15 protein-coding genes are annotated in these 17,971 nt (G+C 36.7%); 8 read left to right on the top strand and 7 right to left on the bottom strand.

The genetic code is table 11. From position 1 onward, the window contains the following. Positions 1-390: 390 nt before the first annotated feature. The 3 genes from CK510_RS32695 to CK510_RS33930 all read left to right on the top strand — a co-directional run bounded on the left by CK510_RS32695 (position 391) and on the right by CK510_RS33930 (position 3,809). Positions 391-534: a hypothetical protein gene (locus CK510_RS32695; protein ID WP_211293156.1), complete on the top strand. Its 144-nt coding sequence runs from the start codon at positions 391-393 to the stop codon at positions 532-534. A gap of 100 nt (positions 535-634) precedes the next feature. After that, complete coding sequence (gene polA, locus CK510_RS10730) at positions 635-3,625, top strand: DNA polymerase I (protein ID WP_095721696.1); 2,991 nt, start codon at positions 635-637, stop codon at positions 3,623-3,625. Positions 3,626-3,680: 55 nt separating this feature from the next. Next, positions 3,681-3,809 (top strand): hypothetical protein, encoded by a 129-nt coding sequence (locus tag CK510_RS33930; RefSeq protein ID WP_281257005.1) that lies wholly within the window; start codon positions 3,681-3,683, stop codon positions 3,807-3,809. A gap of 18 nt (positions 3,810-3,827) precedes the next feature. Here CK510_RS33930 and CK510_RS10725 read toward each other — a convergent pair whose 3' ends face one another. Further along, positions 3,828-4,103, bottom strand: a complete 276-nt coding sequence (locus CK510_RS10725; protein WP_095721695.1) for a lipopolysaccharide assembly protein LapA domain-containing protein — start codon at positions 4,101-4,103, stop codon at positions 3,828-3,830. 449 nt (positions 4,104-4,552) lie between these two features. Between CK510_RS10725 and CK510_RS10720 the strand changes: the two genes are divergently transcribed. From CK510_RS10720 to CK510_RS10705, 4 genes are all read left to right on the top strand, one after another. Further along, complete coding sequence (locus tag CK510_RS10720; RefSeq protein ID WP_095721694.1) at positions 4,553-5,404, top strand: PD-(D/E)XK nuclease family protein; 852 nt, start codon at positions 4,553-4,555, stop codon at positions 5,402-5,404. 407 nt (positions 5,405-5,811) lie between these two features. Further along, positions 5,812-6,492 (top strand): tetratricopeptide repeat protein, encoded by a 681-nt coding sequence (locus CK510_RS10715; RefSeq protein WP_095721693.1) that lies wholly within the window; start codon positions 5,812-5,814, stop codon positions 6,490-6,492. A 194-nt stretch (positions 6,493-6,686) separates the two neighbouring features. Then, on the top strand, positions 6,687-8,444 hold the full coding sequence (locus CK510_RS10710; protein WP_095721692.1) for an ABC transporter ATP-binding protein: 1,758 nt from the start codon (positions 6,687-6,689) through the stop codon (positions 8,442-8,444). A 544-nt stretch (positions 8,445-8,988) separates the two neighbouring features. After that, complete coding sequence (locus CK510_RS10705) at positions 8,989-9,708, top strand: hypothetical protein (protein ID WP_095721691.1); 720 nt, start codon at positions 8,989-8,991, stop codon at positions 9,706-9,708. A 235-nt stretch (positions 9,709-9,943) separates the two neighbouring features. On the opposite strand, the gene CK510_RS10700 is transcribed toward CK510_RS10705, so the two are convergent. Both CK510_RS10700 and CK510_RS10695 read right to left on the bottom strand, forming a co-directional pair. Beyond that, a complete protein-coding gene (locus CK510_RS10700; RefSeq protein WP_095721690.1) occupies positions 9,944-11,032 on the bottom strand; it encodes a tetratricopeptide repeat protein in 1,089 nt (362 codons plus the stop codon). A gap of 88 nt (positions 11,033-11,120) precedes the next feature. Continuing rightward, positions 11,121-11,753 carry an RNA polymerase sigma factor gene (locus CK510_RS10695; RefSeq protein WP_095721689.1) on the bottom strand — a complete coding sequence of 211 codons (633 nt, stop codon included), beginning with the start codon at positions 11,751-11,753 and terminating at the stop codon, positions 11,121-11,123. Positions 11,754-11,971: 218 nt separating this feature from the next. Between CK510_RS10695 and CK510_RS10690 the strand changes: the two genes are divergently transcribed. Continuing rightward, entirely contained in the window at positions 11,972-12,568 is a 597-nt protein-coding gene (locus CK510_RS10690) for a glyoxalase-like domain protein (RefSeq protein ID WP_095721688.1), read from the top strand. A gap of 128 nt (positions 12,569-12,696) precedes the next feature. Here the strand turns inward: CK510_RS10690 and CK510_RS10685 are convergent, their stop codons facing one another. The 4 genes from CK510_RS10685 to CK510_RS10670 form a co-directional block, all read right to left on the bottom strand. Further along, positions 12,697-12,921 (bottom strand): hypothetical protein, encoded by a 225-nt coding sequence (locus tag CK510_RS10685; RefSeq protein WP_095721687.1) that lies wholly within the window; start codon positions 12,919-12,921, stop codon positions 12,697-12,699. 89 nt (positions 12,922-13,010) lie between these two features. Next, positions 13,011-14,801, bottom strand: coding sequence for an ABC transporter ATP-binding protein (locus CK510_RS10680; protein ID WP_095721686.1), 1,791 nt, complete (start codon positions 14,799-14,801; stop codon positions 13,011-13,013). Between the two features lie 514 nt (positions 14,802-15,315). Then, a complete protein-coding gene (locus CK510_RS10675) occupies positions 15,316-15,651 on the bottom strand; it encodes a DUF4870 domain-containing protein (protein ID WP_095721685.1) in 336 nt (111 codons plus the stop codon). A gap of 154 nt (positions 15,652-15,805) precedes the next feature. Continuing rightward, positions 15,806-17,251: a sensor histidine kinase gene (locus CK510_RS10670; RefSeq protein WP_095721684.1), complete on the bottom strand. Its 1,446-nt coding sequence runs from the start codon at positions 17,249-17,251 to the stop codon at positions 15,806-15,808. Positions 17,252-17,971 lie beyond the last annotated feature (720 nt).

Here is a 17,971-nt window from a genome sequence, read left to right as displayed (position 1 = left end):
GTAATAGACAGAGATGCTTCATTGCGCTTCGCTCCATTCAGCATGACAATTGGGCACTTTTTTACTTGGAACACTCTTATCAGCCAATCTTGTTCCAAATCCATGTATAAAAATGACTATTGAATTATTGATTACGCAAGTGATTACGTAAATCTAAATAGAGACTTTAGAGGTTTTTAGAGAACCAATCTGTAATCCTACGAAAAACTATCAGTAATTAGACAGAGAAAGTATCTAATAGCAGCAAATATTAGTGACTTGGAGATTGAAAATAGCCAATTTATATAAAGACTCAGCGAAAAAGGCTTTTTGGTCTAGACGCTTCAAAGAATACTGAGTTATCAATTGTGTATTCAAACAAATCAACCCCATTAAAAAACACTGCAAACGATGGAAGTTGAATTTTTTAAACCAATTTGTACAAAACGAGAAGGATTTTTAATCATGTTTAAGAAGAGCTTAACTGGATTATTCACAATTGCTACTGTTGCTGGTTCTGTAGTTGCTATGGCTCCTGCACAAGCTGCTGCTTAATTCGTTAAATATCCTAAGTTTTTTATCCTCATATCCCCGACTTTTGAAAAAGTCGGGGATATGAGCGTTCGCGATCGCAACCTAATGGCTACAATAAAGGATGTCCGATCGCAAACCCAAAAATCAGTTGACTTCCGAATCTTCTACCGCACAAAAACCAACGTTCATCCTGGTTGATGGACATTCGCTAGCATTTCGTTCCTACTTCGCTTTTGCAAAAGGACGGGAAAAGGGATTACGTACAAAATCGGGAATCCCTACCAGTGTTTGCTTTGGTTTCCTCAAATCGCTTTTGGAGGTAATTGCCAAGGAACAACCCAGTAATATTGCGATCGCATTCGATTTGGGTTTGCCGACTTTTCGCCATGAAGCTGATGATACCTATAAAGGCGATCGTCCGGGAACTCCTGAGGATTTTGTTCCCGATCTGAAAAATCTACAGGAATTGTTGGATGCGCTCAATCTCAAGGTGTTGACTGCCCCAGGTTATGAAGCGGATGATATTTTGGGGACTTTATCACGAAAAGCCACTAATGATGGCTATGGGGTGAAAATTCTCACGGGAGATAGAGATTTGTTTCAATTGGTTGACACAGAGAAAGAAATCAAGGTTCTCTATTTAAGTAAGGAATCGTTACAGCGATCGAGTTCGGGTTTACCTGAGTTTGGAGAAGCGGAAGTTAAGGATAAACTCGGTGTTTTACCTTCGCAGGTTATTGATTATAAGGCGCTTTGTGGTGACACTTCTGATAATATTCCTGGTGTGAAGGGAATTGGAGACAAAACCGCAGTCCAACTTTTAAATACCTATGGTTCTCTTGATAATGTATATGCTTCGTTGAGTGAACTCAAAGGTGCAACTTTAAAGAAACTTGAAGCTGGCAAGGAAGACGCTGAAAAGTCTCGTTATTTGGCGACTATTGTTCAAGATGTTCCAATTGAAATAAATTTAGATGACTGTAAGTTAGAAGGTTTTGATACAAGTAATCTGATACCAATTTTAGAGAAATTAGAATTTAATTCGTTTCTTGGTAAAATAAATCAAATACAAGAACGTCTTGGTGGTGTTGTTGCTGAAAATAATCTTTCTTTAACAGATAAAACAAGTAATACTAATCAAGATACGACTAATATTTCTAGTAGCGATTTTGATTTGTGGTTTTGGAGTGCAGAAGATACCGATGCATTACAACAACAACCTACTTCTAATGTTCAACCACAAATAATTGACACTGAAGCGAAATTAGATGAGTTAATTAAAATACTCGAAGAATACACGAATCCGCAAATACCCGTAGCATGGGATACGGAAACTAGCGATTTAGAACCTCGTGATGCGAAGTTAGTTGGTATTGGTTGTTGCTGGGGTACGGAACCTGATGAGGTTGCTTATATTCCTCTAAATCATCGTCAAGGTGAAAATTTAAATCTTAATTTAAGTCTTAATTTAGACTTAGAAATTGCACTAACAAAACTCAAGCCAATATTGGAAAGTGATAAATATCCAAAAACTTTCCAAAATGCTAAATTTGACCGTTTGATTTTTAAATGTCAAGGAATTAATTTGGCTGGGGTTGTATTTGATACAATGTTAGCGAGTTATATTTTAAACCCTGATAATAGCCATAATTTGAATGCGATTACTGAGCGACATTTGGGTTTAATTTTAAATAGCTATCAAGACTTAGTTCCCAAAGGTAAAAACATTGGCGATATTGAAATTAAGAAAGTCGCTTATTATTGTTGTTTGCAAGTTCATGCAACATTTCAACTAGTTGGGAAACTGCGGGAAGAACTAGAAAAAAATCCGATTTCATTAAAACTACTTTTGGAACTGGAACAACCAGTAGAACCAGTTTTAGCTGAGATGGAATATCGGGGAATCCGTATTAATACAGATTATCTGCAAGAACTTTCACAAATCTTAGAAACTGATTTAGCTCAATACGAGAAAAAAGTATATGAGATTGCTGGTGAAACATTTAATTTGGGTTCACCAAAACAACTTAGTCAAATATTATTTGATAAATTGGGTTTAAGTACTAAATATTCGCGCAAAATCCAAACAGGTTATTCTACAGATGCAGGAACCTTAGAGCGATTAGGTGAAGTTGATAATAGGGGAATTATTGACGCAATTACAGAATATCGTACCCTTGCCAAATTAAAATCCACATATGTAGATGCGCTACCAAAATTAGTACGTCCAGATACTCAGCGTATTCATACAGATTTTAATCAAACTGTAACATCTACTGGACGTTTATCTTCATCGAATCCCAACTTACAAAATATTCCGATTCGCACTGCATTTAGTCGTCTAATTCGTAAAGCATTTATACCCCAAGATGGATGGTTGATGGTAGCTGCTGATTATTCGCAAATAGAATTACGAATTTTAGCCCATTTAAGTGAAGAACCAATTTTGTTACAAGCTTATCAAAATAACGAGGATATTCACACAATTACCGCAAAATTAATGTTTGAAAAAGATGATATTTCCGATAGCGATCGCAGAGTTGCTAAAACAATTAATTTTGGTGTAATTTATGGCATGGGTTCGTTAAGATTTTCCCGTTCTACTGGTGTGGATAAAAGTTTAGCAAATGTGTTTATTAATAAATTTTATATCCGCTATCCGAAGATTTTTGAATATTTGGAAACTGTGAAAAAGCAAGCTATATCGAATGGATACGTTGAGACTATTTTTGGTCGTCGTCGCTATTTTGATTTTACAGTAAATAGTTTGCGGGATTTAAAAGGTCGCAATATTGAAGAGATTGATTTGAGTAAGCTGAAAAATTTAGGTGCTTACGATTCTGGTTTACTTCGTTCTGCTGCTAATGCTCCAATTCAAGGTTCCAGTGCTGATATTATTAAAATTGCAATGGTACAAATGCAAGAAGTTTTGAAAAATTATCAAGCAAGATTGTTGTTACAAGTGCATGATGAATTGGTGTTTGAAGTTCCACCAAATGAATGGGAAGAATTACAAGTACATATTAAGTCAGTAATGGAAAATGCTGTCAGTTTACGAGTTCCATTATTAGTTGAAGCGCGTGCTGGTGATAATTGGATGGATACAAAGTAGAGACGTTCCGATGGAACGTCTTTGATTTTGAATTTTAGATTTTAGATTTTAGATTGTGAATGGTAGATATATTTTGATGATAATTTCCGATCGCTGGCTAGAATGGTTAACTGTATTTAGTTATATTGGATTAACACTATTTGTAATTGGCTGTATTCTTGTGTCTGGGAAAAATAAAGGTTAAAGAATCAAGCTTAAACTTTCAAAAATCTTCATCACTGAAAAATTCCGGTTCATCATCAAGTTTAGAACTACCCGTTTCTAAACCTGCAATACTCCATAAAGGTTTGAGAATAGCCACACTCATTATCCCAATACCCGCGCTAAACGCCAAAACCAAACCAAACGGAATTTGGATGGATTGGAAAGAGAGAAATTTTAAAGATATTGGTTCAGCATTTTGAACAGAGAGAACCGCGATCGCAATTACCCAAAAAGCGATAATTAGTGATGTCAGTAAGTTCGCAATAGTTTTCATTTTATTAATTTATACAAAGTATTGTTAATTTTTGAGAATTAGAATATTAGAGATTTTAGTTCCAAAATCAACAACTATAATACTAGTAGTAGCTTACAGCATGGCAAATATTGAAGCCATTTTGATAAAAAAGAAAATTTGTATCCAAGATAGCTTTTAGATTTGTCACAATATATATAGCAACCTATTCAGTAAATTCTTGAGTAGGGAAATTTTCATTCTGTGGTGTGATCAACTCAAGCTTAAGTTAATTGAGTAACTACAATTAATCTTTCATCAGTATAGTCTGTATCAAAATAGCTACTCAATTAAGGTTCTTACTTCTGTATTAGAGCTAATCGACTTCTGTCTCTAATACTGAGTTTGGTATGCATTTTTTGTTACATACTAAAATTCGGCTAATTTCAGACAATTTACTAACTTGTATTTTCTCTCACCCAAACCGAACAATGTCAACCCCTGAGCGACCATTCGCAAGCTATAACCTTTGGTCTTTAATTTCCCCAGCAGAAGGACAAAAACGCTGGCATTGTCAAATGCGAAGGGGGTTTATGAAAGCACGACAACACGAACCGCAAGTCAAAGCGCAGCTAAAAAAGGTGAATGCATCACAGCATATTGGTTTGTTAGCACAAAGAGGTGTGTACGAGTTTCATTACAATCCTAGACTGTTGAAAGCTGCAAATGGAGTCGAAAAAGTTGCGGAGTTGTTGAAATTAAGTGAAAGCAGTGAAGAAGTTCGACAACGGGTAATACAAATTTTGAAAAACTATCACTCATCCCCAATGCTTGCAGATAAACGGATTCTGCTGCTCACAAGAGGAGATGAAGGATTTCCGAAAGCGATCGCGATTGAAAAAGAAAGTTACAGTTTTCGTTTGTATGCAGCAATGGACTGCGTTTTTATCGAAACTGACACTTCTTTGGAATCGATACCGCATCTACGTACTTTACATATTCTCGACTTTAAAACTGGAAAATCTCCATTTGACCAACGACAAGCTTTAGTTTACTTGGTAGCAGCTCGTTATTTATACCCTGGGTATGAAGCGGTAGCATCTTTTTATAATTTAGAATCTGATAAAAAATCAGAGTTACTTGTTATATCTAATCACGAGCTAGATCGTGTTGAGAATGAACTCGCTGATATTGCCCAAAAACACCAAGAGGACATGTATAGATTTAATAAAAAATTGCAAATTTTTAGTATTATTTTTCCACCAAATCCAGGCTATCATTGCCGCTTTTGTCCATTTAAGTCTATCTGTGAATTTTCAAGTGTCAGTACAAACAGGATTTAATATTTTCGGGCTATAGATGTAATTGATTATCTCTATTGAAGTCAAACTTTAAAATATTTTCGGAATCAATGAATATGTGTATTGAAATACATTTTTTATTAATTTTAAACTAAATAATGCTCTTTTTATATCCTCCGGAAATCAGTTTTATCCTCATGAATAAAGAAGCTATATAGGTTAGTAAATCTCATCATTACTCTGTATTTCAATGTATTTTTGATTATAATCTTCTATTGTTAGAACTGATTTACCCTTCGATTCAATTATTACGGCACTATACGTGTTATTAGTTTCGCTATTTGATGAAGTCAAATTGTGATAGTCGTAAACTGCTCTGAAAAAGTATTGCAGTAAAGTAACCCATTATCGCGAAGTGTGTGGTTGATCGGTTTAATCCTAAGGGAGATATGAAAAATATGAAAATGTGGAAGTTTACTGTTACAGTAGTTGTCTTTGTTGCAGTAGCATCAGCTTGGAAAATTAGTTCAAGTCATATCAGCAAAGCTGGTATTTATAATGTTTCAACCAGTACCAATTTAAAATCAAGCGAAAGCAGTGAACCAACCACTCGTCTAACAGCGACAGGGGATTTTGAACACTCTCTACAAATTAATCCCGACAATACCAACGCTGGCTCAAAAAATGCTTTCAAAAAATATAAGTCTGGTGATTATCAAGGTGCAATAGAGAGCTATAATCTAGCATTAAAAATGAATCAAAATGATGCGGAAAGCTATAGCCATCGAGGTTCTGCAAAAGCTAGTTTGAAAAAATATCAAGATGCGATCGCAGATTATGATAAAGCGATAGAACTTAATCCAAAGTCAGCCGAATTTTATGTAAATAGGGGACTTTTATATGCCAGTTTAGGGGATTATCAAAAAGCAATCCAAGACTATAATATATCCATTAAAATTAATCACAAATACGAGAATGCTTACTTTAATCGGGGAGTTGCACATTACAAATTAGGCAACAAAAAAGCCGCAGTGGCAGACTCACAAATACTCGCACAACACTACAAAAGCCAAGGAGCAGCAGTTGACGCAGAGGAAATATTCAACACTATGAAGCAATTTGGGAAGTAGAGATGTTCAATTCAGGAGACTATACAATCCCTTCGATGCGTCTCTAGGTACTTCCTAAAAATAAAATATCCAATCATGGACTTATTGATTGTATCATTCGTAGGGGTGGGGTTATCTCGCCCCTATAGTTTTGGATGAAACTTAAAATCTAAAACTTAAAATCTAAAACTTAAAATCTAAAACTTAAAAATTCGATGACAAACCAACAGACACCAACCCTACAACGCTTTGGAAAATATTTAATTCCACATCGCAAAACAATTCCCGTAGCATTAGGATTTGTGATTTTTACTGCGATAATGCAAGGATTGGCTCCATTTTTAATTGGTTGGTCAATTGATAATCTTATTGCGAAAGGTAATTTACCAGGATTGATGCAAATGTTGTTGCTCATCTTGGCTGTTTATTTAGCTGGATTTACATCTATCCGCGCTCAAATTCTTCGCATAAATTGGATTACTCAAAACGTACTGGCACAACTGCGGCAAGATATTTTTACTAAATTACAAACACTACCACTAAGCTTTTTTGATACCAGTTCCGCAGGGGATTTAATGAGTCGCTTACTGAACGACGTGAGTACAGTAAATCAAGTATTTGGACTTGCGATCGCACAAATTGTCGGCAGTGTATTTAGTTTGGTGGGAATTGCGATCGCAATGCTGGTTGTTAATCTCCAATTGGGATTATTAAGCAATATTGTGATTCCATTAGTAGTTATTATTACTACTGTTTTTGGAAAATTAGCACGTAGTAAATTTCGTGTCACACGTCAAAGTATTAGCGAACTTTCTACCAGGATAGAGGAAGATTTAGGAAGTATTCGTGAAGCTCAATTATTCAACCGCAGTGAATTAAATATCAGTAATTTTGAAAAATTAAATGCCGCAAATCGCGATGCAAATATTCAAGCAGTAACAATTACGGCAGCTTTTTTACCAACTATAGATGTCTTAAATACCTTATCTGTTGCAACTATATTCACCTATGGTAGCTATCTTGTTATTACCCAGACGATGACTGTGGGAACTGTGACGGCTTTTCTGATTTATTTACAACAATTTTTCCAACCTCTACAAATTCTTAGCCAATTTTATACCCAAGCACAATCAGCATTGGCTGGATTGGAAAGGATTTTTTTACTATTAGATGAACCATCTCAACTCAAAGACGCAAATGATGCGATAGAAATGCCATTAATTGACGGGAAAGTTGATTTTGAAAATGTTACTTTTGGCTATAAACAAAATCAAACTATACTCAAAAACGTCAATATACATGCCAAATCTGGAGAAATGATAGCGCTTGTTGGTGCTACAGGAGCAGGTAAAAGTACAATTATAAATTTGATTTTACGCTTCTATGATGTCACCAAAGGTGCTATTAAAATTGATGGGATTGATGTGCGTCAAGTAACACAAGCAAGTTTGCGTCGTCAGATTGGTATAGTACTGCAAGATATGGTTTTGTTTAGCGGTACTATTGCCGAAAATATTGCCTTTGGAAATCCCGAAGCGACACTTGCAGAAATCGAAGCAGCAGCAAAAGTTGCCAATGTCCATGAATTTATTATGACGCTTCCCCAAGCTTATGATACAGCAGTGGGAACACGGGGAGTTAGTCTATCTCAAGGACAAAGGCAGTTAATAAGTATTGCCCGTGCAGTATTAATTAATCCGCGAATTATGATATTAGATGAAGCAACAAGTAGCATCGATACTCGCACGGAAGCATTAATCCAAGATGCGATGTCAAAACTGTTAAAAAATAAAACAAGTTTTGTCATTGCCCATCGTTTGAGTACGGTTACACAAGCTGATAAATTATTAGTGGTTCAGCAAGGTGAAATTCTCGAACAAGGTACTCATGCTGAATTAATTGCCCAAAATGGAGTTTATGCAAATCTATATTCTTTGCAATTTGGTGTAGATACGGCAGTTGTGAATAATTAGTGACTTCCAGAAAATAAAATATTCCAACTTCGCAGATTTATTAAGAGAACTCCACATAAAGAAATGCCCAATGTCATTCTGAGGAACGTACGCGCTTCGCGTTGCCGCAGGCTAGAATCTCGTATAGATGCTTCGTTCCTCAGCATGACAACACAGGATCATTTATTTTGTGGCTTACTCTTATCATAGGATCAATTATTCTGTGGAGTTCTCTAATAGAATTATTGTATGAGTGAGAGTAGGGAGTATTGTATGAGTAAGGGTAGGGAAACCCTACCCCTACAAAAATTTGGGATAATTTATTTTTTGGTGTTTTTTTAGTGAAAATAATCTACTATTTATCGGAAAATACTTGCATAATTAGCATCTATCTATAGATAGATTGTTTTATGTGAAAGAAGAATTACCAAAACTCGCGATCGCATCACTTCTACAGGTAGAGGAAAGTGCGATCGCGATTTGTTATTTTATTGATATGGCATCTTTTTTATGACTGTTTGGGTAGATCAAACTTAATAAAAATATTCTTTTTGGAAACTTAAAAATGAATAGTAAAATTAACAACTTTCGTAATTCAATTCAATTAGTGGGTATAATATTTGGTGGATTGGTAATTGGTTTACCCGCAATCTCCCAAACCGTACAAGCACAACAACCAGTAAATGTTCCTGGTTCGCAAGTCAATCCTTGTCCGAAAATCTTTTACGAAGAACCTCACAATAATCGTGTTCCTGTTCCCCAGGGATGTCCACCAAATGCATTTACAAATAGGATGAATACACAAGGAACAAATTCTAGTTCTACTCAAACACAATTAGGTGTTGGTGGGGAAGCACCTGATTCTAATGTCATTATTCAGCAGTCGTCAATTTATCAAAGAACCCAACAAAACTCGCAAAATAATTCAAGAATTAATTCGAGACTTAGTGGCAGAAATAGATATGAAAAAGCAGTTGCAGCAGTTAGTCCAACTGATGGTAAAGTTAGCATATTACTAATGAACCAAACCAATGCACCAATTGTTTATCAAGCAATTGGCGATACCCAACAACGTATTTTACCAGGGCGATCGCAAGTAACGCTACAGGGTTTAAACACACCTGCGAATGTGACTTTCTACCGTCAAGATAGAGGATTATTGATGGTGACTCCACAAAGTTCTCCACAGGGTATCTTGAAAGTGACTCTACAAGAAACCACAGATTTTGCGATGGATAGAACCGCATTGCGAATTGAAAAGAATGGTGTAGTCTATTTAAATTAGGGAATTGGGAATTGAGGATTACAACAGAATTCAGAAATGTGAAGTAAAAGCTTTGTATATGGCTTTTGATTCAATGGCTTTTGATTATTAATGAATTCCGGTTCAATGACTGTACTTCATGTAATTGAAATCTGCTGTAAGAATTAGTTTTTATTTCTAAAGACTAATATCATATTATCTATTGCCTATTGCCTATTGCCCATTGCCCATTGCCCAATTCCCAATCACCAATTCGCTACTTCTTCAACATTTGCGTCAACTTATCGACTAATTGCACTTCCTTCTTATTATCTTCCAAAGTGCGAGATAAAACGATCGCACGTTCGTAGAAATTACGTGCGGTTCGATAATTCCCTTGTTTTTCGTACAATAAAGCGTAAGCTTCAAAGGTTGTCAATTCTTCAGGGATGTTACCTAATTGCCGAGCTAAAGTCAAACGCTGCGACAGTAACTCAGAAGCTCTTTCCTTCCTTCCCACCGAACTATGTGCAGCTACTAACCCATCAATAGCACGAAACTCATTCATGCGATCGCGTGTGCGAGTTGCTAGTCTTAAACCATAACCAAATGTACCGATGGTGTTTTGGTAATCTCCCATCGCTAAGTAAGCTTCACCCAAATTGTTGTAAGTGTTACCCTCTGCAATCGGGTCGCCAACTATACGCCGATAAATCAAAGCCGTTTCGTAAAGCTTAATCGCTTTGTTATAATCACCCAATCTTGCCGTCGCCAAACCCAAATTACTTAAGGATAAACCCTGAGCCTCAGAGTTTTTAATTTGACTAGCAATTCCCACAGCTTCCGCAAATGATTCCCTTGCTGCCAAAGCTTCACCCTTTTGTAACAGCAAACTACCTACATTATTTAAAGCGAAAACTTGTCCGCGAAAATCCTGAGTATCCCGTGCTACAGCCAACCGCCGCCTAATCGCATCTTCAGCGTCTTTAAATTGACCTAATTCCACATAAGCCTTACCAAGTAAATCGTAAGCTAAACCCTGCGCCCTTAAGTCACTAATCGAATGATAAAGCTCCAACGCTTGCAATAACGAAGTAACAGCTTTCTCAGGAGTCTTTTGCTGCAACTGCCGTTCGGCAATTCCCATCAAACTATCAGCCTCATTTCTCCCATCCTGGGATACAGCTTGTTGTTTCGGGTAATGAAGTTGCTCAGTAATATCAGCCGCATTTGCTGTAGCTGGCATTAACAAACAAGCAAAAAGAAATATGTAAAAAGTATAGGGATGCTGCTTTTGGGAATGCTGCCACTTTTTCAGTGGGAACATTGGTAGCATTTGCCCTGGTGATGAATCTTTCCGTTTCATAAAAAAAAATTCCGTAGAATTTCGGGTTTAAGTAGAAGGCTTTAGAAAAAGTTATTTTTTACAAAAGAAACACATACCTACAGTGTTTCTACCCAACTGACGCAGGAAGAAGATTTTCGCCCAAATATATAGCGCGTATGTCTATTGGCAACTTCTCCTCAAGCATACGATAGCCTTCCTGGAGAAAATTGGCTACCTCGTGTGGCGCAATTCCTTCACCTTCAGCTTGAAGGTAGGCAGCAATGCGTGTTTCACTCCAATGGAAAGTTTGTGCCATCAATACCATTAACCGCAACATCGGAGGTAACTGTTCCAAAGACTGTTCCACATAGCACCATAATGGTGGGGAAGTTGCCTTTAGGGAATAGTGAATTGCTTCAGTGGGAGGTAGTTCAATTTCATTAATACAATATGCTGTCATGTTAATCAGCCAATTTTGGAGCGTGAGATTCTCATTCCCAGGTAGAGTTAAATCTAGCCCAGCAAGTTCGTGATAGATATGCTTCCACGTCAGGGCAAATAAATAATCGGCTTGGACAGGAGAACGGGCTGAATGACGAATCAAAGTGTAGACTATAGGACTATAACGGCAAAAAATCGTCGTGAAATACTTACCAGCATCAGGGTTAAGCTGAAATAAATTAATCAATTCCAGGTCACTGTGGTGAAATAATGACTTGACAAGAGGATGATTAGCTTCTGAGAAATGGGGAATTTGCATAAAGTATAAACAGTTAGACTAAGTTAGGGTTAATCTTGTTAATATTGACTAAAATTTAGCAGAGTCATAGATAATCGCATATTATTTTGATGGCGGTATGATTTTGAGTCAACCGTCAAACACTTTCGTAATTGATACACTGGAAACACAGACTTATAATTTAAGTCCTATTTCATCAAAACAAAAGACGCTCCTTTATACAAAAAATTGAAGTTTTCATGGACATAGCAGTTAGTGTGACACGGTTCCTGCTCCCGCCTTCGACATTAGGCTCATTTTTGCCCTCCCTACCCTTGGATAGCCTAATTTCTACCCAAGGCATCATGGTTATGCTCTTGGCTGCATACGCTGGTGCTATGTGGATGTTTTTGACGAGTGCGCCAAAAGTATACACGGTAATGGTGTCAGATTTGGAGGTAGCGCGACAATTATACGAAGGATTACTTGACCTCCCAGCAGCCGAAGTTCCTTTACATTATTACTACAACTACGAACAAACCATTGGTGCTGCGGGAATTGACCCCCTTTATATGTCCACTAGTCCCAGCTATGCTGGCAGTCGCATGACAAATGCAAGTGAAGGGCTTTGGTATCAATTAAAGAAGAATACGCAGCTTCATGTGATTACAGGGGCAAGTTTAGGCAGCAAAAATCAACAGCGTCATGTTTGTTTTGACCATGATGCGCTGGAGTTGATTTTGATGCGGGTTGAAGTGCGGGGTTTGAAGTTTAAAATCCGCGATCGCAAGCCATTAAAGTTCTTGGTTAAAGATTATGATGGTCGCGTCATTGAAATGGCAGAAGTCGCAAGCTAATACATTTATCAATCCTATCATTCGTAGGGGCTGGGATACTCAGTCCTTATGTATCGGGATAATTGATTTCTTGGTGTTCCTTAATACCAACCAAAAAAATTAAACTTAGATAAATTTAGATAAATTTATTAATTGTCTAATAAACTCATCAAAGCGTTAAAATCAGAATCTTGTTGCAAATCTACCTCTCCCATTTCTAATTCTGCCAATTGACGTTGAATTGCCTCAATAACAAAAGGCATATTTCCTTCTTGGGCAATCTTTAGCTGAATTTTTTTTATTTTGATTTGTCTATCTAAATTATTGTTAGTGCGTGTGTCAGTGCGTATTAAACCGTGTTGTATGGTAATCATAAAATGCACACCAAAAAAACGTTAGATGATTTTGGGAAATTATCCCTTAAAATTGTGTAAATTAATCAATTATTTACTTTTCTTTGAATTCAAGATATTTGTGAACTGATTGGTTGATTTTGCTGGATTTGGGAAGCTAAAATCCCCGCATACAACGAACTCATTGCTAATAACTCCTCATGTTTCCCTTGAGCAACAACTTCCCCCTTGTCAACCAGTAAGATTTTGTCAGCATTGCGAATACTACTAATACGTTGTGCGATCGCAATTATTGTACATTGTCTAGCTTGTCTTAATTCCTCTAATGACTCTAAAATCAAGCTGGCTGTTTTGGCATCGACTGCGGAGGTAGCGTCATCCAGAATCAGAATCTGAAAATCAGTCAAAACGGTTCTGGCAATTGCCACACGCTGTTTTTGCCCCCCCGATAAACCAATTCCCCTTTCCCCAACAATTGTGTCGTAACCATCGGGTAAAGTACTGATGAAATCGTGGATTTGAGCAATTTTTGCCGCTTCGATAATTTGCTCCAAACTGGAATCAGGTAAACCATAGGCAATATTTTCGCGAATCGTACCTGAGAATAAAGTCGCATCTTGGAAGACAGTAGCAACATGCGATCGCAAACTTTCTAATTTCAAATCACGCACATCGTACCCATCAACCCGTACTATTCCTGATGTCACATCATAAAAGCGGGGAATTAAATTTGCGATGCTACTTTTACCGCTTCCCGTCATTCCCACAATCGCGATAAATTCACCTGGTTTTGCTTCAAAGGAGATATTTTTGAGAGTTTCTATTGTCGAACCTGGATAGCGAAAACCTACATTTTCAAACTTAATTTCACCTTTAATATCACTTAAACCTAAAACTATTGCATTCGGATTATTGCTAATATCAATTTTGGCATCAATTATTTCATAAACCCGTTTTGCAGAGGCAGAAGCTTGGGCAATTACACCAGCAGCAAACCCAATTTGTAAAACAGGTTGAAGAATAAATACTAAATACGAATTAAAAGCAATCAATTCACCTAATGAAAACTGCTTACCAATTACCTCTGCACCACCAAATCCTATCACTGCTAAACTAATTAAATTACTCAACAAAAATAAGACAGGAAATAAATTTCTTACTACCTTAACTGTCTTAATATTCACATCTAATAACTCACCATTAAGCGTTGTATAGCGTGATATTTCCGACTTTTCCCGTACAAATGCTTTGACAACCCTTACCCCAATTAAATTTTCCTCCAAAATACTATTGAGGTTCGCGAGTTTAACTTGCACCATCCCAAATAATTTACTATTTTTCTTAAAAAATTGACTTAACAAAAAAACTGCTAATGGTATCGCTGTCAGTGTAATTAATGCCAACTTCCAATTCATTGTAAACACAATTATACTACTAGTAATTAGAGTGATAAAACCACTAGTAACTTGAAGTAGAGTTGTGCCAATAAAAGTACGAATTTGTTCGACATCGCTAGTAACGCGAGTTAATAATTGTCCCGAAGAAGTATTATTGTAATAACTCAAACTTAAATTTTGAGTTTTACTAAAAACCTGATTGCGTAGTCTATAAGCAACATTCTGCGAAATAGATTCTGCACAAAAATTTTGCCCAAAACTAAATATTCCCCTACCAACTGCCGCTAAAACTAAGAAAAGGGCACATTTAAAGACAACATCCAAATTATTTTCAGAAATACCTCGATCAATTCCCCAGCGAAATAGCTGTGGAGTCAAAGCATTGGTGGTAATTAGCAGTAATAAACTAATAATACCGACAAACACAAACCAAGGGTATGATGCGAGGATTTCCAGCACTCGACGTAATGACGGAGTTGCAGAAGTAGATTTTTGTTCTGGCATATTCGCGGAAAAGCACGTGCGAATAACTATGATACAACGCTTACGTGTCAGGATTCATTTATCTTTAATTAGATTTGAGGAATATATCTAAAGAATTAGGAGTTTGCGATTACCTTTGGAAGTCACTTTGTGTCCAATACAGCTCGGTTAAGAGAAATAGATTGACATTTAAATCATATAGAAGACGTTGGAGTACAACGTCTCTACAAATTTAATAATTACTGGAAAAAATCCTTAACTGACAAGTCTTGACTGCGGGTTGGTTGATGGTATTGTTAAAAGATTGGGATATTCCCAAATATAAAAAATAATGGACTAGTGATGATATTTAAATAAGTTGATGAATTTTCATAAAATAAAATTTTTTAACTATAAATGTACAAACTATATCATTAGAAAGGGTGGGAAAACCCCACCCCTACGATTAGAATAATTCATTTATTAGTGTCACTTTAAAACCAGAGCAATTAAAATTTTTGTGGAGATAGAAGACGTAGGTAAAATCTCCCATTTTCTAAACCAAACGGAAAATAAATGGATAGCGGTAAGGTTCTTCGGGGTTATTAATAACTTTAATCACGGCAATGATTGGAAGTATTATACTAATGGCAAATAAGACAAGATAGAGTAAAAATCCTATCAAAACAAAAGTCAAAATAAAAGCAATGATACCGTAAATAAATAAATTGATGAAAAAATTTAAAGCTTCTTTCGCATTGGCTTTAACAACAGAATCATCTGTTGTCGCCATAATTATAATTGGTACTGCTACCGATAAAACTAAAAAGCTTAAAAATGGTGAGGCATGACAAAGTACGGACAGAAGTTTACGTTTTTCTAACTCATTCATATTTTTTTTCAACAATGTAGATAACGACGTATAATAACATTTATAATTGCAATTTCTATAGAAATAGAAGGCTTTTAATTACAATTTTAAAGATAAAAAATTTCCATACTACTCTCTTATACACTTTGCTTTCGGAATGTGCAACTTTTGTATCCTATTCCCCACTTGCCAAAATCGGTAGCGCAACAGTAAAAGTCGTACCTTTACCCAAAATACTATCAACCAAAATTTGCCCTTGATGATTTTCCACAATAGCTTGCGCGATCGCAAGTCCTAATCCTGAACCTGTGGTCTTTTCTGTCGCTCGATTTTGGCTAGAATGGGTACGTGCTGGATCGACTCGATAAAAGCGATCGAATAATTTTGGTAATGCTTCAGTAGGAATACCAATCCCACTATCACAAATTAACACCTGTAATTGCGGAGTCACATAACGTAGTCCTGAAACTCTAGAAACAGTCTCAACCCTAATTAATTTAACCTTAACTTTGCCGTCATTAGGTGTATACCGCAAAGCATTACCAATTAAATTTGTAAATAATCGCACTAACTGATTCCAATCGCCAGTTAATGTAAACCAATTTTCCAACAACTCTAGATTTGTCTCCATTGCTGGTGGATCGATTAACTCCAATGACAGCAAAATATTCTTTTCAACTGCAAATAATTGCTGTTCTTCCACCACTTCCATCAACAATGCATCAAGTGGACATGGTAAAAAACTTTCTTTGCTAATACCACTATCTTGCCTTGCCAAAAACAATAAATCATTAACAAGTTTACCCAAACGCTGGGTTAATTTTTCGACAATTTTGAGTTGCTGTCGGTAATGGGAAGAAATAACAGTATTCGTCTGATTTGGTTCCAAAGATTCTAAATCAGCAAGTGCTACCTGTACATTGGTTTGAATTAGTGCGATCGGACTTCTTAACTCGTGGGAAGCATCTGCTGTAAACTGCTTCAAGCGTTGGTATGACTGATGTACGGGTTCCATAGCCTTACCCGAAAGAAACCAACCACTAGCACCAACAGAAAGCACCATTAACGCGATTCCCAAAGCCAAATCAAAAATTAATTCTCGACTAGGTTTTGTGACTTCAAACCAAGGATGACTTACCCGCAAATACCCCAAAACCTGCCGTCCAATTTCCACACGTTGGGTAAGTTGACGAAATATCAGGGGATTAGCAACGTTCTTTGGGAAAGCTTCTAATTCCTTCAACACACGTACCGTCTCCCCATTAGGGTTGTAGCGAATCGGAATATTGATTGGTTCGGAAAAAGTTGACCAGAGTAAATTACCAGTCGAACTAAACCATTCGATATCGATGCGATCGTCTTCTACCGTATTCGCATTGTTGCGAAAACTGGCTTCGACATTGATGCGGAATTGATTTACGTCAGATTTTACGGAAACATTAACTGGTTCGATCACAAGCGATCGCTCCAAAACTTCCACCACATGATTGAGGGTATCGTCGATTCGCTCAATCAAGGTACTACGAACATAAAGATACACCCCACAAGCAAAAACTAACAGTAATACTGCTGTAATTGCCGTATACCAAAGCGCGAGACGACGACGGGTAGCTTGAAACATAAGCTAGAAACATAAAGAATAGGTTGAGGTAATCAACTACTTAAATAAAATTGCCTATCTGCCTTCAGTACTAACACTTACTTTATTTTGTTGTCTCCGCCTCATAATTCCATATTCTCACTGAAGGAGTCTTTAGAGCATAAGGGTTAAATTTTGGATGTAATCAAGAATTAATCAGGATTCAAAATACAAATGAATTGAATTTCACTGGTTTCATTTCCTGCCGTAGCTTGTACTCTCACCAAAAAAGAGTCAATTCATTAAAAGCAAAGGCAAGTATCAATTAATACGTACAGTCAAGGCGTTAGTAGTTTGGGAAAGTCGTATTACAGTCATACACAGATATTATATGCTCTCGCGATTTCCTCTCAGCCCAGTATTCACCCCTTCACAAATAGGAATCCATAATTGCTAATTGTGGTTGAAATTGCGTGACATAATCCCCCAATTTCAACTTGCAATCTTAGAGGGTGTTTATAAATAAAATCATGTCATTCTGAGAAATTGCCATTCTAAGAAATTGCCATTCTGAGAAATTGCCATTCTGAGAAATTGCCATTCTGAGAAATTGCCATTCTGAGAAATTGCCATTCTAAGAAATCGTCATTCTGAGAAATCGTCATTCTGAGAAATCGTCATTCTAAGAAATTGTCATTCTAAGAAATTGTCATTCTGAGGAACGTACGCGCTGAGTCGCAAAGCGACACGCTGCGCGAACGC

Source organism: Brunnivagina elsteri CCALA 953, assembly GCF_002289455.1.
GTDB classification, from domain to species: Bacteria; Cyanobacteriota; Cyanobacteriia; order Cyanobacteriales; family Nostocaceae; genus Brunnivagina; species Brunnivagina elsteri.
This window is presented reverse-complemented; position numbering and strand designations above follow the sequence as displayed.